Genomic DNA, 26,255 nt, shown 5'->3' on the forward strand with positions numbered 1-26,255 from the left:
CGAAAGCCTCCATCTCCATGGCGGCCTTGTCCGTTTCGATCTCGGCGATGATGTCGCCCTTCTTGACCTTCTGCCCTTCCTTGATGCGCCACGCCAGGACGGTTCCCTCTTCCATGGTGTCGCTAAGCTTGGGCATCTTTATTTCCTGGGACATGGGAGATCTCCTAGAGGGTTTAACGGCAACCACGAATGACACGAATGAACACGCATTCTTTCTTTCATGGAAATCCTTGGGCCAAGGGGTTTGAGATTCGTGCCTATTCGTGTCATTCCTGGCTCCAAAAAGGATTCAATACCTCATCACCTCGCGCACCCGCGCCATCACCCGCGCCACATCGGGAATCGCCGCGTCTTCCAGCGCCTTGTTGTAGGGCATGGGCACATCGGCCGAAGCCACGCGCAGCACCGGCGCGGCCAGGGCGGCAAAGGCGTGCTCCATGATGAGAGCGGCGATCTCGCCGCCCCAGCCGCCGGTCAGCCAGCACTCCTCGACGGTGACGGCGCGGCCGGTCTTGGTCACGGAATCAAGAATCGCCGGCAGATCCAGGGGATTGAGCCCGCGCAGGTCAAGTACTTCGGCATTGATGCCCTCCTCGGCCAACTTCTCCGCCGCTTCCAGGCATACATAGACCATTTTCGACAGGCAGATCAGCGTCACATCCTTGCCCGGGCGTTTGACGTCGGCGACGCCCAGGGGGATGGTGTAGTCGCCCTCGGGAACCTCGCCCTTGACGCCGTAGAGCCCTTCGTGCTCGACGAAAAACACCGGATCGTCGCTGCGGATCGCCGACTTGAGCAAGCCTTTGGCGTCGGCGGGCACCGAGGGCACCACCACGCGCAAGCCGGGGCAGTGCATGAGCATGGCCTCGATGGAGTGGCTGTGCTGGGCGCCGAGCTGATTGCCCGCGCCGCCCGGCGAGCGGATGGTGAGGGGCACCTTGACCCGGCCGCCGAACATGTAGCGGATTACCGCCACGTTGTTCATGATCTGATCCAGGGCAACGATGCCGAAGTTGACCGTCATGAGTTCGACGATGGGCCGCAGGCCAACCATGGCCGCGCCGCAGCCCAGTCCGGTGAAACCCGCCTCGGCGATGGGCGTGTCGATGACCCGCTTCTCGCCGAACTTGGCGAGCAATCCCTTGGTCACCTTGAAGGAGCCTTCGTAGAGGGCGACGTCCTCGCCCAGGATGAACACGTTGGGATCGCGCTCCATCTCTTCCTGCAGGGCCTGATTGATGGCGTCACGACAAGTGATCAGCGGCATGGCGAACTCCGTTCGGCGGAGAAGTTGCAAGATTCAGGATGCGACATAGACATCGGTCCAAAGGTCCTCGGGGCCCGGGTCGGGACTCTCTTCGGCAAAACGGATGGCCTCGGCGATGAGCTCTTTTTCCTCCGCATCGATGGTTTTGAGGTCGGTGTCCTTGACCTTGCCCTCGCTCACCAGCCAGCGGCCGAAGTTGGGAATGGGATCGCGCTCCTTCCACAGCTTTTTCTCCTGCTCGCTGCGATAGGTGCCGGGATCGGAAATGGAATGGCCGCGAAAGCGGTAGGTCAGGGCCTCGATGTAGGTCGGCCCCTCCCCGGCGCGCGCCCTGGTTGCCGCCTGGCGCACCGCCTCGTAGACCTTGAGCACGTCCATGCCGTCGACCTTGACGCCTGGGGTTTCGTAGGCGCAGCTCTTTTTGTAGAGCTGCTCGACGGCGCTGGCGCGACCGACCGCCGTGCCGATGCCGTACATGTTGTTCTCGCAGACGAACACCACCGGCACCCGATAGAGGGCCGCCATGTTCATGGCCTCGTGAAACACGCCCTGATTGGTGGCGCCGTCGCCGAACAGGCAGACCACGACCTCGTCCTTTTCCTGATACTGGATGGCGAAGCCCATGCCCACCGCCAGGGGCAGATGCCCGCCGACGATGCCGTAGCCGCCCATGAAGCGCACCTCGGGATCGAACATGTGCATGGAGCCGCCCTTGCCGCGGCTCACCCCCGTCGCCTTGCCGAACAGCTCGGCCATCACCGGACCGGGCGGCGTGCCCTTGGCCAGGATCAGCCCATGCTCGCGGTAGGCGCCGATCATGTAATCCTCTTGGTGAATGGCGCGCGCCACCCCCACGCCCACGGCCTCCTGGCCGCTGTAGAGATGCAGGAACCCCCCCATCTTGCGCTGGCTGTAGAGCGCGGGGCAGGCTTCCTCGAATTCACGGATGCGCACCATGTCGCGGTACATGGCCAACAGCTCGGTCGATTGCAGTTGCGATGCTTCCTTGCGTTCCTTCATGACGAGCCCTTTCCGCTGGGATGAAGCGCCGGGGCGCTGCTGCTTCTCAATGTTAGCAACTCCCCCTGGCTTGGCAACCGGCGAAGGCCTGCCAATTTTCTTTCTTGCCCTGGGCGAAGGGCGCGATATCCTTTAGAAAAAAATGCAACGCGCCAGACAGGAGGACGGCATGGCCAATTTCATCACCCATACCCTCGCCGACGGCATCGCCCAAGTGAGGCTCGATGCCCCGGACAGTCGGGTCAACATTCTCAACGCCGATTTTCTGCGGGAGTTGGAGCAGACCGCGGAGATGCTCGCCGCCGACAACGAGGTGCGCGGCGTGGTGGTGAGCAGCGCCAAGGAGGCGGGATTCATCGCCGGTGCCGACATCGGTCAGATTGCCGCCGTCGCGGATGCCGCCGAGGGTGAGCGCCTGGCCCGCGAGGGGCAGCGCATCTTCGAGCGATGGGCACAGCTGCCCTTTCCCGTGGTGGCGGCGGTGCACGGCCACTGCATGGGCGGCGGCACCGAGTTCATCCTCGCCTGCCATTACCGCATCGCCGCCGAACAGGCGAGCATCGCCCTGCCCGAAGTCAAACTCGGCCTGTTTCCCGGCTTCGGCGGCACCCAGCGACTGCCGCGCCTCATCTCCCTGGAAAAATCCCTCGACCTGATTCTCACCGGCCGCAGCCTCTCCGGCATCCAGGCCCTCAATCTGGGTCTGGCGGACGAATGCGTCACCGCGGCCGGCCTGGCCGAGGCCGCGCTGGCGCTGCTGCGCCGCGTCATCGTCGATCCCAAGCCGGTGCTTAAAAAGCGCCGCGACAAGAACTCGGGCTGGCGCATCTGGCTGCTGGAGAAAAATCCCCTGGGCCGCGCCTTCCTGTTCCACCAGGCGCGCAAGAAGCTGCAAGCCCGAACCGGCGGGCATTATCCCGCGCCCCTCAAGGCCTTGGAGGTTATCCGCCAGGGCCTGGAACGCGACCTCCCCGCCGGTCTGGATCTGGAAGCCCGCGAACTGGGGCGCATTTTGCTGACCCCGGCGTGCAAGAACCTGGTGCACGTCTACCATCTCAACCAACGGGCGAAGAAGGCTCCGGGCCTTGACGCCCAGCCCCTGCCCGTCCGGCGGGCGGCGGTCATCGGCGGCGGCGTCATGGGGCGCGGCATCGCCGGACTGCTTGCCGCGCAGGGCGTGCCGGTGGTGCTGCGCGATCTCAAGGAAGACATTATCTCCGCCGCGCTTGACGACCTGCGCGGGCGCTTCGAGCGTCAAGCGCGCAAGAAGCAGCAGGGCAGCGACGCCGCCGCGGAAAAGCTCGCCCGCATCCAGGGCACGACCCGCCTGGAGGATCTCGCCGATGCCGACCTAGTCATCGAGGCGGTGCTGGAAAAAATGCCGGTCAAGCAGGCGGTGCTGGCCGAGGTCGAACCCCTGCTGGCCGACACGGCAGTCCTGGCCACCAACACCTCGGCGCTTTCGGTGAGCGAATTGCAGCACAGCGCGCAACGGCCTGGCAATCTGGGCGGCCTGCACTTTTTCAACCCCGCCGAGAAAATGCCCCTGGTCGAGGTGATCCGCGGCGCCGCGACCTCCGAGCAGACCCTGGCGACCCTGTTCAGCGCCGCACTCAAGCTCGGCAAGACGCCCATCGTCGTCGCCGACCGGCCGGGTTTTCTCGTCAACCGCCTGCTCATGGCCTACCTCAACGAAGCCTGCCTCATCGCTCAGGGCGGCGTCGACTGGCTCAACCTCGACGTGCGCGCCACTGGCTTCGGCCTTCCCATGGGGCCGTTTCGCCTCATGGACGAGGTGGGGCTGGACATCGCCGCCGAGGTCGGCACCACCCTCTGCGCGGCCTTTGATTATCTGGAGAAAAGCTCCCTTCTCCACCAGGCCGCCGCCCAGCCCGACCTCGGGCGCAAGACCGGGCGCGGGTTCTACCGCTACCAGGGCGAGCGCACCATCGGCCGCAATCAGGCCCTGGCCCAGCTTCTCGGCCTGCACGGCACACGCGGCGCGACCCGCGCCGATCTGCGTCGCATGCTGCTGCTCATGATCAACGAGGCGGCGCGTTGCCTCGAAGAGGGGGTGGTGGCCGCGCCGGAGGATGTAGACACGGGCATGATTTTCGGCACCGGTTTCCCGCCGTTTCTCGGCGGGACGTGCCGCTGGGCCGACAGCCAGGGACTGCCGTCCCTGGTCAGGGAGCTGGAAAAACTCGCCGCCGCCCACGGCCGCCGGTTCGCGCCGGCGGCTTGGCTACGGGACAGGGAAAGGTTTTACGGGGAGGGCTGAAAAAAGGAAGCGCTCACTGCTGCCCGAGGGCCTTCTTGAGCAACTCGACATCCTGGAACAAGGGATTGCGGCGGATCTTTTCCTCCTCGGCCCCCACCATTCGGAACAGCCCGGAGACCGCCTGTTCGGTCACGTAACGCTCGAACTCTTCCGCGGGCGGCAAGGGTTCCTCGGGCACCGCCGGCAGATCCTCGGGGGGTTCGGGCGCGACCAACTGCAAGGCACGAAACCCCTCGGCCAAATCCGCGTACTCGCCCAAGGCGCCCAACTGACCGAGATTGGCCGTCACCGCCGGTTGCAGCTGTTCCAGCAGCGCATCGGCGGTTTTTTCCTTGAGGTAATCGGTAAAGGCCGTGCGGCCGGCGGTGAGCAGGGTGCGCGCCTCGCTCAGGGGCAAATCCTCCAGGGCCTGCCCGAGAATCGGCGCCGCCGTCGGAATGGCCGCGGAAACCGCCTGATTCATGGCCTTCTCCAACCGCTCGCGGGGATCGCCGGCCTCCTCGTCGAAGAGCATGCCCACCCCCTGGAGCAGCTTGATGGCCAGGGTGACCTGCGGCGGCACCAGCAGGCGCACCAGGGGATTGTCGAAATAGCCGCCCGGCTCGGCCAGCTGCGCGATAACGTGGCGCACGCTCAGGCCCAGGGCCTGCTTGAGGTCGCGGGCCAGGCGGTCGGCGAGAGCCTGCTGCATGAGGGGCAGGGGCGAGGTGGTGCAGGACGAGAGAAACAAACTGAGCACGACCAGCATGAGGACGAAACGGCGGGACATGAACGGTGGTGATCCTTCCAGGGAAAGTTTCGCTCGCAACGAAAAAAGCCGCCCCACACAGGGACGACCCGCAACCGACCTAAAAAAATATTCGCGAATTATACTTCGGCAATCAAAAAAATGATAGCGCAACCTTTCCCTTGCCGCGCTCGCTTCAGCGTCCGCTGAAGGCCAGGGTCAGCGCCAATCCGACAAACACGGCGCCGGCGACCCGGTTGAGGCCCCGCTGAACACTCTCGGATCGGTTGAGCCAGGCGCCCAGGGTGCCGGCGAGCAGGGCGATGCCGCCAAACACCAAAAGGGTGGCCAGGATGAAGAGTGCACCGAGCAGCAGGATCTGCACGCTTTGGGCAACCGTCCCAAGGTCATTTGACAAGCCTCGATAATCCGCTAATTTTGCATTGTCCGCGCCGCGAATCGGCCCTTGCCGCCAAAGGAGAGCGCCCCATGCCCATCAAGCTGATCCTTGTTCCCCTGCTCCTCATCGCCCTCGCCTGCCCCGTCCATGCCGAATCAATCGTCCCGCCCGCGCCCAACGGCATCACCCTGCCCGGCGGCTACCAGAACTGGCGACTGATCAGTTCCAGCTACCGCGAGGACAACAAGACCCTGCGCGTCATCCTCGGCAACGACCAGGCCGTGGAAGCGGCCCTGCGCGGGCAGACCAACCCCTGGCCCGACGGAGCGATCCTCGGCAAGCTGGTGTGGAAGGAAGCCCGCCACCCCCAATGGCCGGCGGCCCTCATCCCCGGCGAGCTCAGCCATGTGGAATTCATGATCCGCGACCAAGAGAAATACGCCGACACCGTCGGCTGGGGCTTCGCCCGCTGGCTGGGCATGGATCTCAAACCCTACGGCGCCGACGCCGACTTTGCTAGGGAATGCGTCGCCTGCCACACCCCGGTCAAGGACAACGACTACGTCTTCACCAAATTCTCGACCTTGCCGCGCTAGCCTTGCCGAAGGAGTGACGCCATGAGGTTGTCCTTTTTTCTTGCCATCCTTTTCACGGCCACCCTGGCACTTGCCCAGCAACCACCGGCGGCCCCGGAAAAACAACCTCCAATGGCACCCGCGCCGCCGATGCCGACACCACCCAAGCAAGCTCCGGGTACGTCCGCCCTCGGCGATGAGAACCTGCTTGAGCTGCTGCAGGCGCAGACCGCCGCCATCAAGGCGCTGAATGAAAAAGTCGGGGAGTTGGAAAAGCGCATCGAGCGCATCGAGGAAGGAGCTCCCTGATGGCCTCGAATACCGAATCGGCCATGGCCGCCCTGGAAGCGGCGCAAAAAGCCATCGACGAAAAAGGGGCGGACGCCTCCGCCGGTTGGGTGCAGCCCTGGTCCCATGAGTTGGTGTCCTTCCTGTCCATCAGCATTCTGGTCTTCTCCCTGATCGCCCTGATCATGGCCACCATCCTGCTCTGGCGCACCAGCGCCCAGCCCAGTCAAATCCTGCGGGTTTTCGGCATACTGACCATCATCGGCTTTTCCGCCTTCCTGCTCGTCGTCGGCTACAGCAACGAACAGCTCACCCCCATCATCGGTCTCTTCGGCGCGATTGCCGGATACCTCCTGGGCAAGGATTCCAAAGCAGGCAAGGAGGAGTAGGTGGCCGCAACCCGGCGCAACCCACCGGGAAAGATCCAGGCGCGAGGTTTGTTCCGCCGAGGGGCTTTGCTATGCTTGGGGGGAGAAGGCCCGCGGGGAGGATCGACGTCGACCGAAGCTGACCCGCGTTTTTCAGGCGGTGAGAGCCTCATGCCCAATTTCTGGCAGGACATGGATGAAGTCCAGACCCTGAGTCGCATCTTCCTGGCGATTTTTGTCCTCATCGGCCTGGTCCCTTTCTTCAAAAGGAGCTTTAGGCGACTGTACGACACCCTGAAATCCCTGGGGCCTTGGCGCAAGACCATCATCGTGCCGGTCCTCGGAGAAATGGAACCCGGTGCGGCCGACCCTTCCAAACTGAGCGACCTGGAATACCTCGTATTCCTGCACCTTGCCCAGAGCGGTGCCAAGGGCCTGTCGCTGCCGACCCTGGCCCAGGGCCTGCACATGGAATTCCAGAGCATCGCCGAGGCTCTGCGCTCCCTCAACCAAAGGGGCCTGGTTGCCATCGCCCCGGGGTTTGCCCTCATCAAGAGGTTTTCCCTGAGCAGGAAGGGACGGACCCTGGCCCTGGAAAAAGGCGTGAGTGTCCGCATGTCCGCGCGAGAGAAAGGGACCATCATTCCATGAAACACGAAACCCTGAGCTTCCCCAACCAAGAGGGCGAACAATTGGCCGCCATCCTCAATCTGCCCGAGGATGAGCGACCCCTGGCCTACGCGATCTTCGCCCACTGCTTCACCTGCGGCAAGAACAGCCTCGCCGCCGCCCACATCGCCCGCGCCCTGAGCCGGCGGCGCATCGCGGTGCTGCGCTTTGATTTCACCGGCCTCGGAGACAGCGAAGGCGATTTCGCCGCCACCGGTTTCAGCCACAACGTGCGCGACCTGCTCGCGGCGGCGCACTTTCTGGCGGAGCACTATCAGCCGCCGGCCATTTTGCTTGGCCATTCCCTCGGCGGCACGGCGGCGCTGCATGCCGCCGCCGAGCTTGCGTCGGTCAAGGCGGTGGTCGCCATCGCCTCGCCCTTTCATCCCCGGCACGCCGGCAAGCTGTTCGGCGAAGCGCGGGCGGCCATCGACGTGCAGGGCGAGGCGCGGGTCGACATCGACGGGCGCCCCTTCACCATCCGCAAGGATTTTCTCGATGACCTCGAAAACCAGGATCCCGCCGAGAGCATCGCTCGCCTCAAGGCAGCCCTGCTCATCATGCATTCGCCTCGCGACGCGATCGTGGCCATCGACAACGCCCGCGAGATCTACGACGCGGCCCGGCATCCCAAGAGCTTTGTCTCCCTTGACCCCGCCGACCACCTGTTGACGCGCAAGGAGGATGCCCGCTACGCCGCCGAGCTCATCGCCACCTGGGGCATGCGCTATCTTGACCTCGCGGAGGAACCCGAGCGCCGCCCCGCGGCCCTCGATAACCGTGTGACGGCGCGCACCGACGCGCAAGGCTTGCGCACCGAGATTTTCGCCGGCGGCTATTCCTTGATGGCCGACGAACCGGAGAGCTATGGCGGCGAAGGCCTGGGTCCATCGCCCTACGATCTGCTCCAGGCCTCCTTGGGCGCCTGCACCACCATGACCTTGCAGATGTACGCCAGGCGCAAACAGTGGCCGCTGGAATCGGCGGTGGTGCGGCTGCGTCACGAGAAGATTCACGCCAAGGATTGCGAGAACTGCGAGGAAAAAAACGGCAAGATCGTCCATTTCGAGCGCGAACTGGAGTTGCACGGCCGGCTCTCCGCCGAGCAGCGCCAACGCCTTCTGGACATCGCCGAACGCTGCCCGGTGCATAAGACCCTGCACGGCGAGGTCAGGATCGCCACTCGCCTGCGGGAGGAGGACTGAAAAAGTGGCCGCGCCCCTTGCTAATAACCCCTTTGGTCCGGCGCGGGAAAGTGATATAAAAGGGGCTTCACCGTTTCACCATTCATGAAATCAGGCCGGCAAGGTGCGCGAGGGGATACCATGCTCGATCAGGTTCGTATTGAAGAGGTTCTGGAGGCCGAAATCCTGCCCAGCCTGCCGGCGGTCGCCGTCAAGGTGCTGGCACTGGATCCCGAAACCGGCGCGGCGGATATGGCGCGCATTATTTCGGCGGATCCCTCGCTCTCGGCCCGCATCCTCAAAGCCGCCAACTCCCCCCTTTACGCGCCCCTGTCCCCCGTCGGCAGCATCAAACGCGCCATCGCCCTGCTGGGAGATCGCCAGGTTCGCACCCTGACCCTGGCCTTTTCCCTCGTCCCCCTGCAAAACGCCCTGCTCGATTTCTCCCGCTTCTGGGAGCACTCCCTGGCAACGGCCGCGGGCACGCGCCAACTGCTCAGGATTTTCAGTCCCAAACAGGCCGAGGACGGCTTTACCGCCGGCCTGCTGGCCAACATCGGCGCGATTTTGCTGGCCGGGGCCCAACCGGCCAAGTATCAAGCGGTTCTCAAGAGCTCCCTGCGCAAGGGCATCACGGCCAAGGACGTCGAGCGGGAGGTGTTCGGTTTCGATCATACGGAGTTGGGCTCAGCCGCGGCACGGCGCTGGAAGTTTCCCGGCAGCTTTCAGGCCGTCATCGCCCACCATCATGACCCGGAGCGGTTTCAGGGCAACGATGAGACGCGCAACGTCGTGCAGGCTGTCCACCTCGCGGGGATTTTTGCCGACATGTTCCACACCGAGCGGCCCGAACTGCCCAAGGCCAGGTTCCAGCACGCCCTCAAGGAGAATGCAAACCTCAAGGGTCTGGTCTTGGAGGATTTTGCCCGAAATGTCGAGGAGGAAACCAAGGAAGCCTCCTCCTGGCTGGGAATTCATCTGAGCATCGACCGCTCCCTGGCCGACATCCTTGAACAGGCCAACAAAAAGCTCGTCGCCATCAGTGCCGAGTACGAGGAAGCGATCCAGTGGCTTTACCGCACCCAAATCGACCTGATCCAGCTCGCCAAGGATGGTCCGCCGATGCGCAACTCCGAATGACCAAAACGCGAAAGAGGCCGGTTGCCACCGGCCTCTTTCGCGTTTAGCCTTAATTTTTTCTACCTATCAACTCACAACACCACAGGCCTCAGCCGATGTACAGGTTGTGATTGCGGGCGCGATTGGCGAGGATGGTCGGGTCGAGAACCTCCCCGCAGGAGCAGCATTTCCAGGCCTCGAAGGCGCGAACGAAATCATAGAATTTCTCGGCGTACATTCTTCCTTTGCATTTGGGACATTTCATGGAGAGTTCCCCCTTTCAGAGAATGAATGGAACACACGGCTTCAAGCTTGCCATTCAACCCTATTTCACCAGACATGCCAGTTTCGACAAAAAGTCAAATTTTTTTCTCTCTCTTTTTTTCTCAGAAGATTTTCCCACGATACGTCAAACACTTAGGAACCAGAAAAATAACTTTCCCAGTCACGAATTCGCTTTGGTCCGATTCCGGACACCCGCTGCAAAGCCTTTAAGGAACCAAAATCGCCATTTTTTTGACGGTCAAGTTCAATACGTTCAGCAAGACGCGGACCGATGCCGGGCAAGGATTGCCAATCCTCAAGGGTCATCCGGTCGGGATGCAAAAGAATGCCAAGGGCCATGCGTTTCGCGGCGCTCATCCACGAGACGGAAATATTTAATAAATTCGAATCACTACAAGAAAGATCAAGCTTCGTGCCGGCTGCCGGAAAGGCCATCCCGGCAGATTCGCCCGCCAGATTCCTGGCGCAATCCAGAGTCGTCAACGAAATGACGGCCTCCCAGAGAGAAGCGTCAGAAAATTGATACACCCCGGGGCGAACAAAACCCTGGCCTAACTCGACAAAGAGGACTTCGCTTTCGGCAAGCAAAACGGCCGGCGGTCTTTCGCGGGGAAAGACCTGCCGGCCGATATTGAACGCCAGGAGCAACAAAACCAGGAGCACCAGGGGCAGGGCCCCGGCCGCTTCTTTCACTCGGCGTTCTCCTGATCCTTGACCAACTTGTACTGAAAGGCATCGATCAATGCCTGATAGGAGGCGTCGATGATGTTGTCGCTGACCCCGACGGTGCCCCAGCGCCCGGTCTTGTCCCCGGATTCGATGAGCACGCGGGTCACCGAGGCCGTCCCCTTGCCGGCGGGCAACACCCGCACCTTGTAATCGAGCAGGCGCATTTCCCGCAACTGGGGATAAAAGCTTTCCAACGCCTTGCGCAGGGCATGATCCAGGGCATTGACGGGTCCGTTGCCCTCGGCGGCGGTATGCTCGATGCGCCCGCCGACCTTGACCTGCACGGTGGCTTCCGACTGGGGCTTTTCCTCCTCGACGCGCTTGCTGTCGAGAACGCGGAAGCCGATCACCGAGAAGAACGGCCGCAGGGTTCCCAGGGCGCGGCGCATGAGCAGTTCGAAGGACGCCTCGGCGCCTTCGAACTGAAATCCCTTGTTTTCCAGATCCTTGATGTTTTCGAGGATTTCCTGGGTCAGGGGATCCTTGCTGTCGAGGTTGATGTTGAACTGCTCGGCCTTGACGAGGATGTTGGAGCGACCGGAAAGGTCGGACACCAGCACGCGGGTCAGGTTGCCGACCAACTCCGGCCGAATGTGCTCATAGGTTTCGGCATGGCGCTGGATGGCCGAGACGTGCACGCCACCCTTATGGGCGAAAGCCGAGTTGCCGACGTAGGGTTGGTGCTTGTTGGGCACCAGATTGGCCAGCTCGTAAATGGTGCGCGACAGGATGCGCAGGGTCTTGAGCTGCTCGTCGCTGATGCAATCGTGCTTGAGCTTGAGCTTGAGGGCGGGAATGATGGAGCAGAGGTTGGCGTTGCCGCAACGCTCGCCGAAGCCGTTGATGGTGCCCTGGACATGTACCGCGCCGCAGGCCACGGCCATGAGGCTGTTGGCCACCGCGCATTCGCTGTCGTTGTGGGCGTGAATACCCAGCGGCGTGGCGATGGCGGAACGCACCTTGTCCATGATCGGAGCAATTTCATGGGGCAGGGTGCCGCCGTTGGTATCGCACAGCACGATGCAGTCGACGCCTGCTGCCTCGGCCGCCTTGAGGGTCTGCAGCGCGTACTCGGGATTGGCCTTGTAGCCGTCGAAGAAATGCTCGGCGTCGTAAATCACTTCGCCCACATGGCTCTTGAGATAGGCGAGGGAATCGTTGATCAGCTCAAGGTTCTCTTCCAGGGAAATGCGCAGCGCCTCATGCACGTGAAAATCCCAGGTCTTGCCGAAGATGGTGACGGTGTCCGGTTCGGCCTGGATCAGCGTGCGAATGTTGTTGTCCTTGTCGGGCGTGGTCTTGGCGCGGCGGGTCGAACCGAAGGCGGCGATCTTGGCCTGCTTCAGGCGCACCTTCTTGATTTCCTTGAAAAAACTGATGTCCTTGGGGTTGGAGCCGGGCCAGCCGCCCTCGATGTAGTGGATGCCGAGGTCGTCGAGCTTCTCGGCGATGCGGATCTTGTCCGCCACCAGAAAAGAGACATCCTCGGCCTGGGTGCCGTCGCGCAGGGTGGTGTCATAAAGATGGATCAGGCTCATGCGTTTCATCCCCATTACAGCGCGGGGCGCAGCATGCTGCGCCCCGAAGGTTCCCCGAGTATCGACGACGGCCGGGAGGCCGCCGGCCCTATGAGCGAAACGGCCTATTCGGCCTTGATGTCCTTTTTCGCAAGACCGAAGGCCTCGTGCAGCACGCGTACGGCCAGTTCGGTGTATTTGCTGTCGATGATGCAGGAGATCTTGATTTCGCTGGTGGAAATCATGTGAATATTAATGCCCTCCTGAGCAAGGGTCTGGAACATCTTGCTCGCCACCCCCGAGTGGGAGCGCATGCCGACGCCGACGATGCTGACCTTGGCGATGCTCTCATCGCCCTTCACGCCGCTGGCGCCCACGTCCTTGGCGGTTTCCTCGACGATCTTGATGGCTTTTTTGTAATCGGCCTTGGGCACGGTAAAGGTCAGATCGGTGAACCCCTCATGGGAGACGTTCTGAATGATCATGTCCACGGTGATGTTGGCATGGGAGAGGGGCGAGAAAATCTGCGAAGCGATCCCCGGCTTGTCGGGCACCCGGAACACGGAAATCTTGGCTTCATCCTTATTGTAGGTAATTCCCGAAACGAGAACGGCTTCCATATCGGCATCCTCCTTCATCACCAGGGTTCCTGGATTATCGTTGAAACTCGACCGGACATGAACCACAACGCCATATTTCTTGGCAAATTCCACCGAGCGGATCTGCAGCACCTTGGAACCCAGGGACGCCATCTCCAGCATTTCGTCGTAGGAGACCTTGTCCATCTTGGAGGCCTCGGGCACGATGCGCGGGTCGGTGGTGTAGATGCCGTCGACGTCGGTGAAAATCTCGCAGACGTCGGCCTTGAGTCCGGCCGCGACCGCGACCGCCGAAGTGTCGGACCCGCCGCGCCCCAGGGTGGTGATGTTGCCCTCATGGTCGATGCCCTGGAAGCCTGCAACCACGATGATGGTGCCGTTCTTCAGATCTTCGCGGATCTTCTTGTCGTCGATCTTCTCAATGCGCGCCTTGGAAAAGGAGCTGTCGGTCACGACCGGAATCTGGAACCCGCAGTAGCTTTTGGCCTTGTACCCCATGGACTGCAGGCACATGGCCAGCAGGGCGATGGACACCTGCTCACCGGTCGACACCAGCACATCGTACTCGCGCTCGCTGGGGAACTCGCACATTTCGTTGGCCAGCGCCACCAGCTTGTTAGTTTCGCCGGCCATGGCCGAAACCACCACGATGACGTCGTTGCCGTCATCGTAGGTCCGGGCCACCCGCCGCGCGACGTTGCGAATGCGTTCGATGGTGCCGACCGAGGTCCCTCCGTACTTCTGTACCACCAAGGCCATAGCTGTCTTCTCCTCCGTTGTTGAAAACGGGGCCCACGCCCCGTGATGCCTGTCGTCGGATCAGCGATCGCGCTTGCGCCCGGCTTTGTGGATCGCCAGGCCATGAACGTCCTCGGCTGCTTCCATGAGCATTTCGGGCAAGCTCGGATGGGCATGAATGGTGCGCCCCAGGGCTTGAGCCGTCATTCCCGCCTGCATGGCCGCCGCGGCCTCCGCCACCAGCGCCGAGGCGTCTTGCCCGACGAAAGAGGCGCCGAGGATGCGGTCATCGTCAGCCGCCGCGAGAATCTTCACCAGCCCGCGCGTCTCACCATCGCACAAAGCCTTGCCCGAGGCCTGGTAGGCAAAACGGCCGATCTTCACGGCAAGACCCTGTTCCTTGGCCTCGTCCTCGGTGAGCCCGACCTGGCCGATCTCGGGCAGGGTGAAAATGGCGCTGGGCACCACCCGGTAGTCGGCTTTGGCCTCGCCGCCCAGGGCGTTGGTCACGGCAATGCCTGCCTGGTAGGACGCCACATGAGCCAGCTGAATGAGGTTGGTCACGTCACCGATGGCGAACACATTCGACCGGGAGGTGCGCATGCCTTCATCGACCAGGATCGCGCCCTTCTCATCGGTGCGCACGCCCGCCTCTTCGAGGCCGAGCCCGGAACTGTTGGGGCTGCGCCCCACGGCCACCAGCACTTTTTCCACCTCGAGTTCCCGACCGCCGGAGAGCTTAACCAGCACCCGCCCGTCGGCGACCTCGAGGCTTTCCACGGTGGTCTCGGTCTGCACCCGGACCCCGAGTTCCTTGAAGGATTTTTCCACCTCGCGGACCGCCTGCCGGTCGGTTCGGGCAAGCAGCGTCGGCAGTTGCTCAACGACCGTGACGCGGGTGCCGAAGGTGGCAAAAATACTCGCGAATTCACAGCCGATATAGCCCCCGCCAATGATCAGCAGGCTCGCGGGAAGCTCTTTAATAGCAAGGATTTCGCGGCTGGTCAAAACATTTTTCCCGTCCACGGCAAAGGCTTGCGGACGCAGGGAACGGCTGCCGGTGGCGATGATGATGTTTTTCGCGCGCAGGTGGGCGGTCACGTCGGGACGCCGGATGCGCACCCGCCCCTCGGCCGCCAGGGAGGCCTCGCCACGATAAACGTCAACGCCCTGCGCCTTGAGGAGTTGTTCGATGCCGCCGACCAGTTTGCGCACCACCTCGTCCTTGCGCGCCACGGCCTTGGCGAAATCCAGGCGCGGCGCGGCGACGTCAATGCCATGGGCCGCCGCCCCCTGTATCCGCTGGAGCAAAAGGGCCGTGCTGTAGAGCGCCTTGGTGGGGATGCAGCCGCGATTCAGGCAGGTACCGCCGACGTCCCCAACTTCGATGAGGCAAGTGCACGCGCCCTGCTGGGCCGCGCGCAAGGCCGCGACGTAGCCGCCGGGGCCGCCGCCGATCACGGCGATATCGTACTCGGTCATGAGGGGTTCTCCCTGCGCCAGGCGTCGAGCAGACGCGCCACCAGATCCGGCGGAACCTTGTCGCCGGCATGCAGTTCGATGCGCCGGCGATTCTCGTCGAGCGTCGTCAGGCGAATTCGCAAGCCCCCGCCTTCCAACTCCCCGAAGCGATCGGCCCACTCCACCACGGTGACGCCGTCGGTGTCCAGATAGGAGGCAAAATCCAGATCATCCAGGTCATCAATGCGATTGAGGCGATAAAGATCGAAATGAAAGAGGTTCATCCGCCCCCGGTATTGATTCATCAGGGTATAGCTGGGACTGGTGACCGGCTCATCGGCGGGGATGTCCAACCCCAGGGCGAGGCCCTGGGTCAGGCAGGTTTTTCCCGCGCCGAGATCACCGGCCAGCCAAATGAGCAGGGGCGCGCTCAGCAGAGCGCCAAGGATGCGCCCGAAAGCGCGGGTCTGTTCGGGGGACTCGGATACAATCCCTGTGACCCCTGCCCTCATCGGCCCATGGCCCGAATGATGTCGAGACGCGCCACAACCCCGACCACCTGGCCGTCCTCCACCACGGGGATGAGATGCGCCTTGTTTTCCGTCATGAGCTGGGCGATTTCCGCAACGGACGTCTCGGGCGAGCAGCTGACCACGTCGGTGACGCAGATTTCCCCGACCTTCTGCGCGGTAATCTTTTCCACCTCCGCCTTGAAGTCCTTCTGGCTTTGCAGATAGATCACCCAGTCGAAAATGGCGATGACCGTCGGGATGTGCAAGGGGCGATCCTGGGAGACCAGGTCCGTCTCCGTAACGATGCCGAAAAGCTTGCCGCCGTCGGTGACGACGGGCATGGCGCTGATGTTCTTTTCCATGAACAGGCGCGCCAGTTCCTCGACCCCGGTTTCGGGGGTCACGGAAATAACCTCGCGGGTCATGATATCCTTGGCTTTTAACATAGCGAACTCCTTGAGAGCAGATCGTGACGCGCGGCGGGCAGGTCCCGCAACAGGTCGGTTGCGGCCAGGCCGGAAGTACCCAGCTGTCGGGCCAGGCGGTCGGCGGCATGGCCGTGGAGGAAAACCGCCAGGGCCGCCGCCGCGGCCGGCTCCATGCCTTGGGCGAGAAACCCGCCGATCAGGCCGGTCAGGACATCCCCCATGCCGCCCGAGGCCATCCCCGGATTGCCGCTGGCGTTGATGAAGACGCGCCCGTCGGGCGCCGCCGTCAGGGTGCGCGCCCCCTTGAGAACCAGAACCGCACCGGTCTGGCTTGCGAATCCGCGGGCGAAGGCCACCCGATCACCCTGAATCTCGGCAATGCTCACGCCGGCCAGCCGAGCCATTTCCCCGGGATGGGGCGTCAGCACCCGCGGAAAGGACGCGCCTTCCACAAGCACGTCAAGGTGCCCGGCGAGGGCATTGATGCCGTCGGCATCAATGACCAGGGGTGGCGCGCATTCACGCACCAGGCGGCGCACCAGCGCCTGGGTTTCCTCGGCCTGACCGAGCCCGGGGCCCAAGGCCAGAGCCTGCTTGTCGCGCGCCAGATCCAGAAGCGGTTCCAGGGCCTGCAGACTCAGGGCGCCGGCCACCTCGGGCAGGGCGACGGTCATGGGTTCGGTGGTCTTGATTTCAAGAATATCATGGATGCCGGCAGGACAGGCGAGGGTCACCAGGCCCGCCCCGGAACGCACCCCGGCATCGGCGGTCATGGCTGCCGCCCCGGATTTGCCGGGAGAGCCGGCGACAACCAGCAGGTGCCCAAAGGTTCCCTTGTGCCCCTCCGCGGGCCGCGGCGGCACCAAGGACAAGGCTTCCTCGGCATCGACCCAGAAATGGGCGGGCCGCGCCCGGCTGATGAACTCAGGCGGGATGCCGATCTCCACCGTTTCCAGGGTGCCGACCAGAGCGGCGCCGGGAAACACTAGATGACCGACCTTGGGCCGGGCAAAGGTCAGGGTCAGATCGGCGCGCACGGCGCATCCGAGAATCCGCCCGTTGTCGGCATCGACGCCCGAGGGGATATCCACCGCCACCACCGGTCGCCCCTGCGTGTTGAGCCAGTCCACCGCCCAGGCATGGTGACCTCCCACCTCGGCGCTCAGCCCCGTGCCGAAGAGGGCGTCGACAACCAGCCGATGTTCCTGGTTTTCCCGCAACGCGGCTTCCAGACTTGGCGCATCGGGCACGAAGGTCACCAGGGCACCGAGGCGCAACAGCACCTCCAAAAAGAGACGCGCATCGCCGCCGACGGCCGCGCGCTCCGCCAAAACCAGGGTGCGCACCTGCCAGCCCTGCTCCAAAAGGCAGCGAGCCATGACCAAGCCATCGCCGCCGTTGTTGCCCTTGCCGGCCAGGACCAGGACCGGCCCCGGAAACAGGCCGCGATAATGCTTGACCAGGCGGCGGGTCGCGCCGCGTCCGGCATTCTCCATGAGCACGGCTCCCGGAATGCCGATGTCCTCGATGGTCCGGCGATCCAGCTCGCGCATCTGCGCGGCGCTCAGCACCTTCATGAAGCCTCCAGGACAACCACGGCCTGCGCATAGTCGCCGTCGTGGCTATAGGACAGGTGAACCCTGCTGACGGCGCGCTCCCGGCAGAGCTGCTCCGCTTGGCCCCTAAGGTGCAGGGACGGCTTGCCCAACTCGTCGCGCACCACCTCCATGTCCTGCCAGGTAAGGCCGCCGCGCAGGCCAAGCCCCAAAGCCTTGAGAAAAGCTTCCTTGGCGGCAAAGCGCGCCGCCAGATGGGGCGCCGGATCTTTCTTGGCCAGGGCGTAGGCCCGCTCCTGCTCGGTAAAAATCCGCACCAGGACCGCCGCTTTTTCTCCCGCGAGCAGGCGGCGAAAACGGCCGACCTGCGCCAGATCGGTGCCGAGGCCGACCACCGCCACCCTCAGCCGCCCTCGATGAGCGTCACCATCTCGCGCACCGCCCGCTCCATGCCCACCAGCACGGCCCGCGACACGATGCTGTGGCCGATGTTGAATTCCTCGATGCCGCCCAGGGCCACCACGGCACGCACGTTGTGGTAGTTAAGGCCGTGGCCGGCATGCACCGCCAATTCAAGCTGCCGGCCGATGCGCACCGCCTGCTCGATCTTGACCAACTCGCTGGCCTGCTTTTGCGGCGTTTTTGCGTCGCAATACAGGCCCGTATGGATTTCGATGGCGTCGGTGCCGGTTTTTTGCGCGGCGCCGATCTGCGCCAGATCCGGATCGACGAACAGACTGACGAAAATCCCCGCCGCGCGCAGGCGCTCCACCGTCGCGGTCAGGGCCGCGGCCTGGCCGATCACGTCGAGGCCGCCTTCAGTGGTGAGCTCCTGGCGTTTTTCCGGCACCAGGGTCACGCAATCGGGGCGCACGCGCAAGGCAATCCCCACCATCTCCTCGGTGGCGGCCATTTCCAGATTCAGGCGGGTCTGCACCGTGCGGCGGAGCACTTCGAGATCCCGATCCTGAATGTGGCGGCGATCCTCGCGCAGATGCACGGTAATTCCCCCGGCGCCGGCCAGTTCCGCCAGGGCGGCGGCGGTTACGGGGTCAGGCTCGGTGGTGCCGCGCGCCTGACGCACGGTGGCCACATGATCGACGTTGACGCCCAGTCGCGGTATCATCCCTTCACCTTCTTTCTCTCGCCCAGATGGCGATCGATTTCCTCGGCGATCTGATGGGCCAGTTCGGTGATCTGGTACTTGTCTTGTCCCTCGAGCATGATGCGCAGCAGGGGTTCGGTTCCCGAATAGCGGATCAGCACCCGGCCCGTGTCGCCGAGTTTTTCCCGGGCGTGTTCGATGACGCGGCGGATCTCCGCGATCTCCTCGATATCCTTGCGCTCGGCGACCCGCACGTTGACCAGAACCTGAGGCAGGGACACCATGACCTGCGCCAGATCGGAGAGCGTCTTGCCGCTGCGCTGCATGATGGCGAGCACCTGCAACGCCGAAACCATGCCGTCGCCGGTGGTGTTGTGATCGAGAAAGATCAGATGCCCCGACTGCTCGCCCCCCAGATTGTAGCCGCCCTTGCGCATCTCCTCCACCACGTAGCGATCACCCACGGCCGTCTTGACCACCTGGCCGCCGGCCTTCCTCACGGCGATATCCAGGCCGAGATTGCTCATCACCGTGGCAACCAGGGTGTTGTGGGCCAGACGATTTTCCTTGAGCATGGTGGTGGCGCAGATGGCCATGATGTGGTCGCCATCGACCTCGTTGCCGAATTCGTCGGTGAAGATGACCCGATCGGCGTCGCCGTCCAGGGCGATGCCCAGATGAGCGCGATGCTCCTTGACCGCCTCGGCGACGACCTCCGGGTGCAGCGAACCGCACCCCGCATTGATATTCGTGCCGTTCGGCTCGATTCCCAGAGGAATCACATCGGCGCCCAGCTCGCGCAGCACCGCCGGCGCCACCTTGTACGCGGCGCCGTTGGCGCAGTCGAGCACGATCTTGAGCCCCTTGAGATCCAGATCGCGCGGGAAGCTGTTCTTGAGAAAAACGATGTAGCGGCCCACGGCATCGTCGATGCGAAAGGCTTTACCGACCTCCGAGGCCACGGGGCGCAGGGAATCGATCTTGCCGCTGAAGATCAGATCCTCCATCTTGAGCTCAAGTTCGTCGGGCAGCTTGAAGCCGTTGGCGGAAAAAAACTTGATGCCGTTGTCCTGGTAGGGATTGTGGGACGCGGAAATCACCACGCCGGCGTCGGCGCGCATGGATGCGGTAATGAAGGCGATGCCGGGGGTCGGCAGGGGACCGACCAGCAGCACGTCGACGCCCATGGAACAGATGCCTGCCGCGAGGGCATTCTCGATCATGTAGCCAGACAGGCGGGTGTCCTTGCCGATGACGATGCGATGGCGGCGGTTGCCGTCGCGAAAAATGTAGGCCGCGGCCCGCCCGAGCTGCATGGCCGTTTCGGTGGTCATGGGAGGGATATTGGCCACTCCGCGCACCCCGTCGGTGCCGAAAAGCTTCTTGTTCATCACTGTAAATCCTCGACTTTCTCTGTTTCGTCCAACTCCTCCACCACCGGCGGTGGCGGTGGTGGAGGAGGCGGCAGGATCTTGACCTGAACCTCGACCGTCTGCTCGGCCTTGAGGCGCGAATAACGCCCCTCGTACCGCAAGGGGACCATGAGCGTGAAGCTTTCCCGAACGTTGCCGATTTCCACCGGCTGGGTCGGCACTTCCGCGATATCCTTGATTTCGCCCTCGGCGCCCTCGATCAGCACGCGCTCCGGCGAAATCTTGAAATCACTGAGCTGATGCCCCTCGGCCAACTCCCCGGAAAAAACGACGCGAACCGGCACGCTCTTCTCGCCGACACGATCGAGGCGCACATCGACAAAGGAGGGCGAAATGCGCGTGACCTTGAGGCCGCCGGGGATGTTCAGACGCTCTTCCAGACGCTTGAAGGAGGTCAATCCCGGCTTGAGGTCGATCAGATCGACGGAAAAGCTGATGTCGCCGGCACTCAGGTTCATCAACAGAGTCCGCGGCCCGGTCAGGCGAATGTCCACCAGATTGGGCACCTCGTTGGCGATGATCATCCCCTCCGGTCGATTGAGATACTCGATAGGCACGGAAAAGCCCACCTCCACCTGACGCTCGCCGATCACGAAGAACCACAGGACGAGGGCGAACACCAGGGAGACCAGCTTGAGAATCCAGTTTTCCGTCAATGCCTTGAGCATGGCGCTACTTCTTCCTGCCGGCGGTGCGCGTTTCGAGCAGGCGCTTGAGCACCCGCCTCAGAGACGCCGAATCCAGATCGCGGGTCAGGCGGCCACCGACCACGATGGAAATTTTTCCGGTTTCCTCGGAGACGACGATGGCCACGGCATCCACCAGTTCGGTAAGACCAATGGCGGCGCGATGCCTGGTGCCCAGGGCCTTGCTGACATCCGGATTCTGGGTCAGGGGCAGAAAGCAGCCCGCCTGCTTGAGCCGACCCTGTTGAACCACCACGGCGCCGTCATGAATCGGTGAATAGGGCAGAAAAATGCTGACCAGCAAATCGCTGGACACCCGGGCGTCGATTTCGGTGCCGACCTCGAGAAAATCCTTGAGCCCGGTTTCGCGTTCGATGACGATCAGCGCGCCGATGCGCCGGTTGGCCATGACCAAGCAGGCCTTGACCAACTCGTCGATGACCTCGGTTTCCTCGCGATAGGACAGCCCCGCGAAAAAAGGGTTGCGCCCGACATGCATGAGCGCGCGGCGGATATCATTCTGGAAGATGACGATAATGACGAGGATGATGGAGGAGAGAAAATTGTCGAGCAGCCAGTGCAGCGTGTATAGGCCGCCGACCTGCGAGGCGACATAGACAATGAGGATCACCGCCAGGCCCAGCAGCATCTGGACGGCGCGGGTACCCTTGATGAGCAGGATGATGCGGTAGATAATAAAGGCGACGAGCCCGATATCCAGAAGATCGAGCCAGCGGATGTTTTTCAGTACTTCGAAGAATCCATCCATAACAGGGCCGCCGCCGAAACATTCATTGAGGGGATGAATAGGGATGCACGGCAAAGGCGGTCAGGGCCGCCTCGCGTGCCGGGCCCACGTCATGCACCCGAAAAATCGTCACGCCGGCGGCAACGCCCAGTGCCACCGTCGCCAGGGTGCCATGAAGCCGCGCCCGCGGATCGGGCTGATGAAGCAGGGCACCGAGGAAACTCTTGCGCGAGGTGCCCAGCAGCAGCGGCCGCCCCAGGCGGTGAAACTCCCGCAGCCGCCGCAGAATCTCCAGGTTGCCGGCCAGACTCTTGCCGAAGCCGATGCCCGGATCCAGCGCGATGCGCGACTCCGCGACCCCCGCGGCCTTGGCCAGATCCATGCCCTCCCGCAGATAGGCGCTGATCTCGGAAATCAGATCCTGGTAGCGAGTGTCCTCCTGCATGCGCTCGGGACGCCCGCGCGTGTGCATGAGAAAAAGCCCCGCGCCGCTCTCCGCGGCCACCCGCGCCATCTCCGGATCAAAACGCAGTCCGCTGACATCGTTGATGAACTCGGCCCCGGCCGCCACCGCGGCGCGAGCCACCGCGGCCTTGGTGGTATCGATGGAGATGGGCACCTCGATCTCGCGCACCAGCCGCTCGATCACGGGCACCACGCGTGCGAGTTCTTCCTCGCTGCTGACGCAGGGCGCGCCGGGGCGGGTGCTTTCCCCGCCGACATCAATCAGGTCGGCGCCCTCGGCAACCATGGCGCGCGCCTGAGTTAAGGCCGCGCCAGGATCCAGAAAGCGCCCGCCGTCGGAGAAGGAATCGGGTGTGACGTTGAGAATCCCCATGATGCGGGGACGATCCAGTTCGAGGCGACACGAACGCCCAGCCAGAAATTGCAAATCTCAGAGCCCCTCGCCCTGATCCTGTTCGCTGAGGCATCCGGCGGCCGACGGCGCGATGGTCTCGCCCGGCACGCTCTTTTCCTGCTTGGCATCGGTGCCGAAAACCAGGGACTTGAGCTCCGCGCCGTCAATGTTTTCCCGCTCCAGAAGCGCCAGGGAGATGCGTTCCAGGGCGTCGCGGTTCTGCTCGAGGATGTCGCGGGTGCGCTGATAGCAGCGCTGGACGATGTCGCGAATCTCGGTGTCGATCTCCCGAGCTGTGGATTCGCTGTAGTTCTTCATGTGGCCCATATCGCGACCGAGAAACACCTCGCCTTCCTTCTCACCGAAGGTCAGAGGCCCGAGCTTCTCACTCATCCCCCATTCACACACCATCTTGCGTGCGATGTGGGTCGCCCGCTCCAGGTCGTTGGATGCCCCGGTGGAGATGCTGGGGAAAACCAGTTCCTCGGCGACGCGGCCGCCGAACAGGGTGCAGATCCGGGTGAGCAGACCGTCCTTGGTTTCGTTGTATTTTTCTTCCTGAGGCAGGTACATGGTCACCCCCATGGCGCGGCCGCGGGGAATGATCGAAACCTTGTGCACCGGGTCGGCGCCGGGCAGGAACAGCGCCACCAGGGCATGGCCGGCCTCATGGTAGGCCGTCACCTTTTTCTCCTCTTCGGTGATCACCATGGAGCGGCGCTCGGCCCCCATCATGACCTTATCCTTGGCGGCCTCCAGATCCTCCATGGACACCTTGTCCTCGTCCTTGCGCGCCGCCAGCAGGGCGGCCTCATTGACCAGGTTGGCCAGGTCCGCCCCGGAGAAACCCGGCGTGCCCTTGGCCACCACCGCCAGATTGACATCCGTTCCCAGGGGGATCTTGCGCGCGTGAACCTGCAGGATCTTCTCGCGGCCGCGCACGTCGGGCGGCGGCACAACCACCTGTCGGTCGAAACGACCGGGGCGCAGCAAGGCGGGATCGAGAACGTCGGGGCGGTTGGTGGCGGCGATCAGGATGACGCCCTCATTGGACTCAAAACCATCCATCTCCACCAGCAACTGGTTGAGGGTCTGCTCGCGTTCATCGTGGCCGCCGCCCAGACCGGCACCGCGATGCCGGCCGACGGCATCAATCTCGTCGATGAAAATGATGCAGGGTGCATTCTTCTTGCCCTGCACGAAAAGGTCGCGCACACGACTGGCGCCGACGCCGACGAACATTTCGACGAAATCCGAACCGGAGATGGAAAAGAACGGCACCCCGGCCTCGCCGGCGATGGCGCGCGCCAACAGGGTCTTGCCGGTGCCGGGCGGGCCGACGAGCAGCACCCCCTTGGGAATCTTGCCGCCCAGACGGGAATACTTTTTCGGATCACGGAGAAAGGAGACGATTTCCTCCAATTCGTCCTTGGCTTCCTCGACACCCGCCACGTCGTTGAACGTCACTCGGGCGGTGGATTCATTGAGCAGCTTGGCGCGGCTCTTGCCGAAGCTCATGGCCTTGCCGCCGCCCGACTGCATCTGCCGCATGAAGAAAATCCACACGGCGATGAGCAGCAGGATCGGTCCCCAGGAAATGAGCAGGGTAAACCAGAAGCCGCGATCCTCCACGGGCTTGGCTTCGATGACCACGCCGCGCTCCTTGAGCTCGGGAATCAACTCCACATCGGCCGGGGCATGGGTCTTGAAGGCCGTGCCATCCTCGAACTTGCCTTCGATCTGTTGGCCCTGGATGATCACTTCCGTGATGCGACCCTCGGAAACCGCCGCCAGGAAATTGGAATAATTGATGGTCCTCTGCTCGGGCTCCTTCTGGGTCATCATGTTGAAGAGCATGATCATCAGCAAGGAAATGACCAGCCAGAGTGCAAGATTTTTATAGAACTGATTCACGTTTCCCCCTGGGTCGGAACTCGATTTTTAAGCGCCGCCGCAACCGGGCAAGGCCGCGTTAACTATCGAGGAAAAGTACCACAGCCCCCTCGGTTTCACAAGCGAAGAGTCTCCATTTTTGCGTCATCAAGAACGACGCGCAGAATTTTCCCACCGCCCGCCAGGGGACGCAGGCCCGCGCAGCGACGCACGCCGGCAAGCCACAGAATTTCCTCGCCATGCAACAGCAGCGGCGCCCGGCTGCGTTCGTCCCGCGACAGTCGCGCCTCCGCGAAGAGATCCTTGATTTTCTTACGTCCCGTCATACCCTCAAGACGCATGCGGTCTCCGGCGCGCCAGGAGCGCGCCCGCAAGGGAAAGCCGAGCGCCTCGGCGGCATATTCAACGGCCCGCGGCGACTCCCCTCGCGCTCGATCCTCGAGGGAGAGGCGCAGGCATCGGCCGTCGGGCAGCCGATAAACCCCCGGCGCGGGGATGTCGAGGCAAAAGGCCGGGGGCACCTCCGGCAACTCAGGGAGAAGCCGCAGCCAGCCCCTCTCGGCCACCAGCCACAGGCCGGGCAGATGGAAGTCCTTGCGTCCCCGCCCGGATTTTTCCAGCAGGTGCGCGGCGGCGGCCACATGCTTGTCCTCGATCCCGCGCAGGTCGCCGCGGGCCCGCAGCATGGCCTGCCGCAACACCCGATCGCGCAACGCGGGATGCAGGGCCGCGGTTTCGGCAAGGGGCAGGCGCACCTCGCCGAAGGATTCCACCAGGGGCTCCACCTGCAGCCGCCAGTAGTCCTCCTCGCGGGCGAAACGCTCGGCCAGGCGCGCCAGGCCTTCCTCGACGCGCGGGTTGAAGGTTTCCAGCAGCGGCAGGACAAGATGACGCAGGCGATTGCGGGTCAGGCCAAGATCCTGGTTGCTGGGATCCTCGACCCAGCCGATGCCCCGCTCTTGGAGGTAGGCGAGGATCTCGCCCCGCGCCACCCCCAGCAGCGGGCGGATTAAACGCCCATTTCGCGGCCGCATTCCGGCCAAGCCCGTCGGACCGGCGCCGCGCACCAGGCGATGCAGGAGAGTCTCCGCCTGATCGCCCCGATGATGCCCCAGGGCGATGAGATTGCAGTCCGCCTCCATGGCGGCTTGGGCCAGGAAGCGATGGCGCACTTCCCGGGCCACCTGCTCCACGCCGCCACATCCCCGCTCCAGATGATCCGGCACGGCGATGCGCGCGACGTGCAGCGGCACCGCGAGATGTTCACAGAAGGAGCGTACGAAATCGGCCTCGGCGGCGCTTTGCGGGCGCAGGGCGTGATCGAGGTGGGCGGCGCGCAGAATCACGCCAAAATCCTCGCGCAGGGACCAGAGAAGGTGCAGCAGCGCCATGGAATCGCCGCCCCCGGACACGGCGACCAGCACCCGATCCCCGGCAACCATCAAGCGATGGCGATGGATATATTCGCGGACCTTATCCAGCATGGGCGGCAGCGCACGAAAAAAGGAAAGCCCCCTCCGAGACCGGAGAGGGCTTTCCTTGCGTTTGGTGGCGGTGCAGAGATTTGAACTCCGGACACTGCGGATATGAGCCGCATGCTCTAACCAACTGAGCTACACCGCCGAAAAAGGACAAGCTTCCCGAGGGAAGCCATGAGGATTTGGTTGCGGGGGCAGGATTTGAACCTGCGACCTTCGGGTTATGAGCCCGACGAGCTACCGAACTGCTCCACCCCGCGTCACGGAATCAGGAAGGTATCCAAAATCGCCGGGCAAGTCAAGAGATTTTTTCGGGGGTTTTGGCCCGCC

Annotated in this window: 28 protein-coding genes and 2 tRNA genes; 7 read left to right on the plus strand and 23 right to left on the minus strand. The window is 63.3% G+C overall.

Annotated features, from left to right (window positions below; translation table 11 throughout):
* The 3 genes from QAT43_RS14815 to pdhA form a co-directional block, all read right to left on the minus strand.
* The coding region (locus QAT43_RS14815) for a biotin/lipoyl-containing protein (RefSeq protein ID WP_442900192.1) at positions 1–154 on the minus strand (154 nt) is incomplete at its 3' end.
* 135 nt (positions 155–289) lie between these two features.
* Positions 290–1,267 (minus strand): alpha-ketoacid dehydrogenase subunit beta, encoded by a 978-nt coding sequence (locus QAT43_RS02915; RefSeq protein ID WP_305041539.1) that lies wholly within the window; start codon positions 1,265–1,267, stop codon positions 290–292.
* 33 nt (positions 1,268–1,300) lie between these two features.
* Positions 1,301–2,287, minus strand: a complete 987-nt coding sequence (pdhA, locus tag QAT43_RS02920) for a pyruvate dehydrogenase (acetyl-transferring) E1 component subunit alpha (RefSeq protein WP_305041540.1) — start codon at positions 2,285–2,287, stop codon at positions 1,301–1,303.
* Positions 2,288–2,456: 169 nt separating this feature from the next.
* Between pdhA and QAT43_RS02925 the strand changes: the two genes are divergently transcribed.
* A complete protein-coding gene (locus tag QAT43_RS02925) occupies positions 2,457–4,568 on the plus strand; it encodes a 3-hydroxyacyl-CoA dehydrogenase NAD-binding domain-containing protein (RefSeq protein ID WP_305041541.1) in 2,112 nt (703 codons plus the stop codon).
* 13 nt (positions 4,569–4,581) lie between these two features.
* Here QAT43_RS02925 and QAT43_RS02930 read toward each other — a convergent pair whose 3' ends face one another.
* Together QAT43_RS02930 and QAT43_RS02935 are read right to left on the minus strand one after the other, a co-directional pair.
* A complete protein-coding gene (locus tag QAT43_RS02930) occupies positions 4,582–5,337 on the minus strand; it encodes a DUF4197 domain-containing protein (RefSeq protein WP_305041542.1) in 756 nt (251 codons plus the stop codon).
* Positions 5,338–5,491: 154 nt separating this feature from the next.
* Positions 5,492–5,713: a LysE family transporter gene (locus QAT43_RS02935; RefSeq protein WP_305041543.1), complete on the minus strand. Its 222-nt coding sequence runs from the start codon at positions 5,711–5,713 to the stop codon at positions 5,492–5,494.
* 71 nt (positions 5,714–5,784) lie between these two features.
* On the opposite strand from QAT43_RS02935, the gene QAT43_RS02940 reads away from it, so the two are divergent.
* From QAT43_RS02940 to QAT43_RS02965, 6 genes are all read left to right on the plus strand, one after another.
* Positions 5,785–6,291, plus strand: a complete 507-nt coding sequence (locus tag QAT43_RS02940; protein ID WP_305041544.1) for a cytochrome P460 family protein — start codon at positions 5,785–5,787, stop codon at positions 6,289–6,291.
* A gap of 21 nt (positions 6,292–6,312) precedes the next feature.
* Positions 6,313–6,579: a hypothetical protein gene (locus tag QAT43_RS02945; RefSeq protein ID WP_305041545.1), complete on the plus strand. Its 267-nt coding sequence runs from the start codon at positions 6,313–6,315 to the stop codon at positions 6,577–6,579.
* Positions 6,579–6,947, plus strand: a complete 369-nt coding sequence (locus QAT43_RS02950) for a hypothetical protein (protein ID WP_305041546.1) — start codon at positions 6,579–6,581, stop codon at positions 6,945–6,947. The genes QAT43_RS02945 and QAT43_RS02950 overlap by 1 nt, the downstream gene beginning before the upstream one ends.
* Before the next feature lie 150 nt (positions 6,948–7,097).
* Entirely contained in the window at positions 7,098–7,577 is a 480-nt protein-coding gene (locus QAT43_RS02955) for a hypothetical protein (protein ID WP_305041547.1), read from the plus strand.
* Positions 7,574–8,800, plus strand: a complete 1,227-nt coding sequence (locus QAT43_RS02960) for a bifunctional alpha/beta hydrolase/OsmC family protein (protein WP_305041548.1) — start codon at positions 7,574–7,576, stop codon at positions 8,798–8,800. Before QAT43_RS02955 ends, QAT43_RS02960 begins: the two co-directional genes overlap by 4 nt.
* A 120-nt stretch (positions 8,801–8,920) precedes the next feature.
* Positions 8,921–9,919 carry an HDOD domain-containing protein gene (locus QAT43_RS02965; protein WP_305041549.1) on the plus strand — a complete coding sequence of 333 codons (999 nt, stop codon included), beginning with the start codon at positions 8,921–8,923 and terminating at the stop codon, positions 9,917–9,919.
* Between the two features lie 88 nt (positions 9,920–10,007).
* On the opposite strand, the gene QAT43_RS02970 is transcribed toward QAT43_RS02965, so the two are convergent.
* From QAT43_RS02970 to QAT43_RS03055, 18 genes are all read right to left on the minus strand, one after another.
* Complete coding sequence (locus QAT43_RS02970) at positions 10,008–10,163, minus strand: hypothetical protein (RefSeq protein ID WP_305041550.1); 156 nt, start codon at positions 10,161–10,163, stop codon at positions 10,008–10,010.
* A 152-nt stretch (positions 10,164–10,315) separates the two neighbouring features.
* Positions 10,316–10,876 carry a ComEA family DNA-binding protein gene (locus QAT43_RS02975; RefSeq protein ID WP_305041551.1) on the minus strand — a complete coding sequence of 187 codons (561 nt, stop codon included), beginning with the start codon at positions 10,874–10,876 and terminating at the stop codon, positions 10,316–10,318.
* Complete coding sequence (gene cimA / locus QAT43_RS02980; protein ID WP_305041552.1) at positions 10,873–12,450, minus strand: citramalate synthase; 1,578 nt, start codon at positions 12,448–12,450, stop codon at positions 10,873–10,875. Before cimA ends, QAT43_RS02975 begins: the two co-directional genes overlap by 4 nt.
* A gap of 104 nt (positions 12,451–12,554) precedes the next feature.
* Positions 12,555–13,787 (minus strand): aspartate kinase, encoded by a 1,233-nt coding sequence (locus QAT43_RS02985; RefSeq protein WP_305041553.1) that lies wholly within the window; start codon positions 13,785–13,787, stop codon positions 12,555–12,557.
* A 60-nt stretch (positions 13,788–13,847) separates the two neighbouring features.
* Positions 13,848–15,248, minus strand: a complete 1,401-nt coding sequence (lpdA, locus tag QAT43_RS02990) for a dihydrolipoyl dehydrogenase (RefSeq protein ID WP_305041554.1) — start codon at positions 15,246–15,248, stop codon at positions 13,848–13,850.
* Positions 15,245–15,739, minus strand: a complete 495-nt coding sequence (gene tsaE / locus QAT43_RS02995; RefSeq protein ID WP_305041555.1) for a tRNA (adenosine(37)-N6)-threonylcarbamoyltransferase complex ATPase subunit type 1 TsaE — start codon at positions 15,737–15,739, stop codon at positions 15,245–15,247. Before tsaE ends, lpdA begins: the two co-directional genes overlap by 4 nt.
* Positions 15,736–16,185 (minus strand): CBS domain-containing protein, encoded by a 450-nt coding sequence (locus QAT43_RS03000; RefSeq protein WP_305041556.1) that lies wholly within the window; start codon positions 16,183–16,185, stop codon positions 15,736–15,738. Before QAT43_RS03000 ends, tsaE begins: the two co-directional genes overlap by 4 nt.
* On the minus strand, positions 16,179–17,744 hold the full coding sequence (locus QAT43_RS03005; protein WP_305041557.1) for an NAD(P)H-hydrate dehydratase: 1,566 nt from the start codon (positions 17,742–17,744) through the stop codon (positions 16,179–16,181). The genes QAT43_RS03000 and QAT43_RS03005 overlap by 7 nt, the downstream gene beginning before the upstream one ends.
* Entirely contained in the window at positions 17,741–18,124 is a 384-nt protein-coding gene (locus QAT43_RS03010; RefSeq protein WP_305041558.1) for a holo-ACP synthase, read from the minus strand. The genes QAT43_RS03005 and QAT43_RS03010 overlap by 4 nt, the downstream gene beginning before the upstream one ends.
* A 2-nt stretch (positions 18,125–18,126) precedes the next feature.
* Positions 18,127–18,846, minus strand: a complete 720-nt coding sequence (locus tag QAT43_RS03015; RefSeq protein ID WP_442900193.1) for a pyridoxine 5'-phosphate synthase — start codon at positions 18,844–18,846, stop codon at positions 18,127–18,129.
* Positions 18,846–20,219 carry a phosphoglucosamine mutase gene (glmM, locus tag QAT43_RS03020; protein ID WP_305041560.1) on the minus strand — a complete coding sequence of 458 codons (1,374 nt, stop codon included), beginning with the start codon at positions 20,217–20,219 and terminating at the stop codon, positions 18,846–18,848. The genes QAT43_RS03015 and glmM overlap by 1 nt, the downstream gene beginning before the upstream one ends.
* A complete protein-coding gene (locus QAT43_RS03025) occupies positions 20,219–20,929 on the minus strand; it encodes a CdaR family protein (RefSeq protein WP_305041561.1) in 711 nt (236 codons plus the stop codon). Before QAT43_RS03025 ends, glmM begins: the two co-directional genes overlap by 1 nt.
* 4 nt (positions 20,930–20,933) lie before the next feature.
* Positions 20,934–21,716 carry a diadenylate cyclase CdaA gene (gene cdaA / locus QAT43_RS03030; protein ID WP_305041562.1) on the minus strand — a complete coding sequence of 261 codons (783 nt, stop codon included), beginning with the start codon at positions 21,714–21,716 and terminating at the stop codon, positions 20,934–20,936.
* A 22-nt stretch (positions 21,717–21,738) separates the two neighbouring features.
* Positions 21,739–22,587, minus strand: coding sequence for a dihydropteroate synthase (gene folP / locus QAT43_RS03035; protein ID WP_305041563.1), 849 nt, complete (start codon positions 22,585–22,587; stop codon positions 21,739–21,741).
* Positions 22,588–22,590: 3 nt separating this feature from the next.
* A complete protein-coding gene (ftsH, locus tag QAT43_RS03040; protein ID WP_305041564.1) occupies positions 22,591–24,468 on the minus strand; it encodes an ATP-dependent zinc metalloprotease FtsH in 1,878 nt (625 codons plus the stop codon).
* 95 nt (positions 24,469–24,563) lie between these two features.
* Positions 24,564–25,931 carry a tRNA lysidine(34) synthetase TilS gene (gene tilS / locus QAT43_RS03045; RefSeq protein ID WP_305041565.1) on the minus strand — a complete coding sequence of 456 codons (1,368 nt, stop codon included), beginning with the start codon at positions 25,929–25,931 and terminating at the stop codon, positions 24,564–24,566.
* 62 nt (positions 25,932–25,993) lie between these two features.
* Positions 25,994–26,070, minus strand: a tRNA-Met gene (locus QAT43_RS03050).
* Positions 26,071–26,108: 38 nt separating this feature from the next.
* A tRNA-Met gene (locus tag QAT43_RS03055) sits at positions 26,109–26,185 on the minus strand.
* Positions 26,186–26,255: the final 70 nt, after the last annotated feature.

Source organism: Geoalkalibacter sp., from assembly GCF_030604225.1.
Classification (GTDB): Bacteria; Desulfobacterota; Desulfuromonadia; order Desulfuromonadales; family Geoalkalibacteraceae; genus Geoalkalibacter.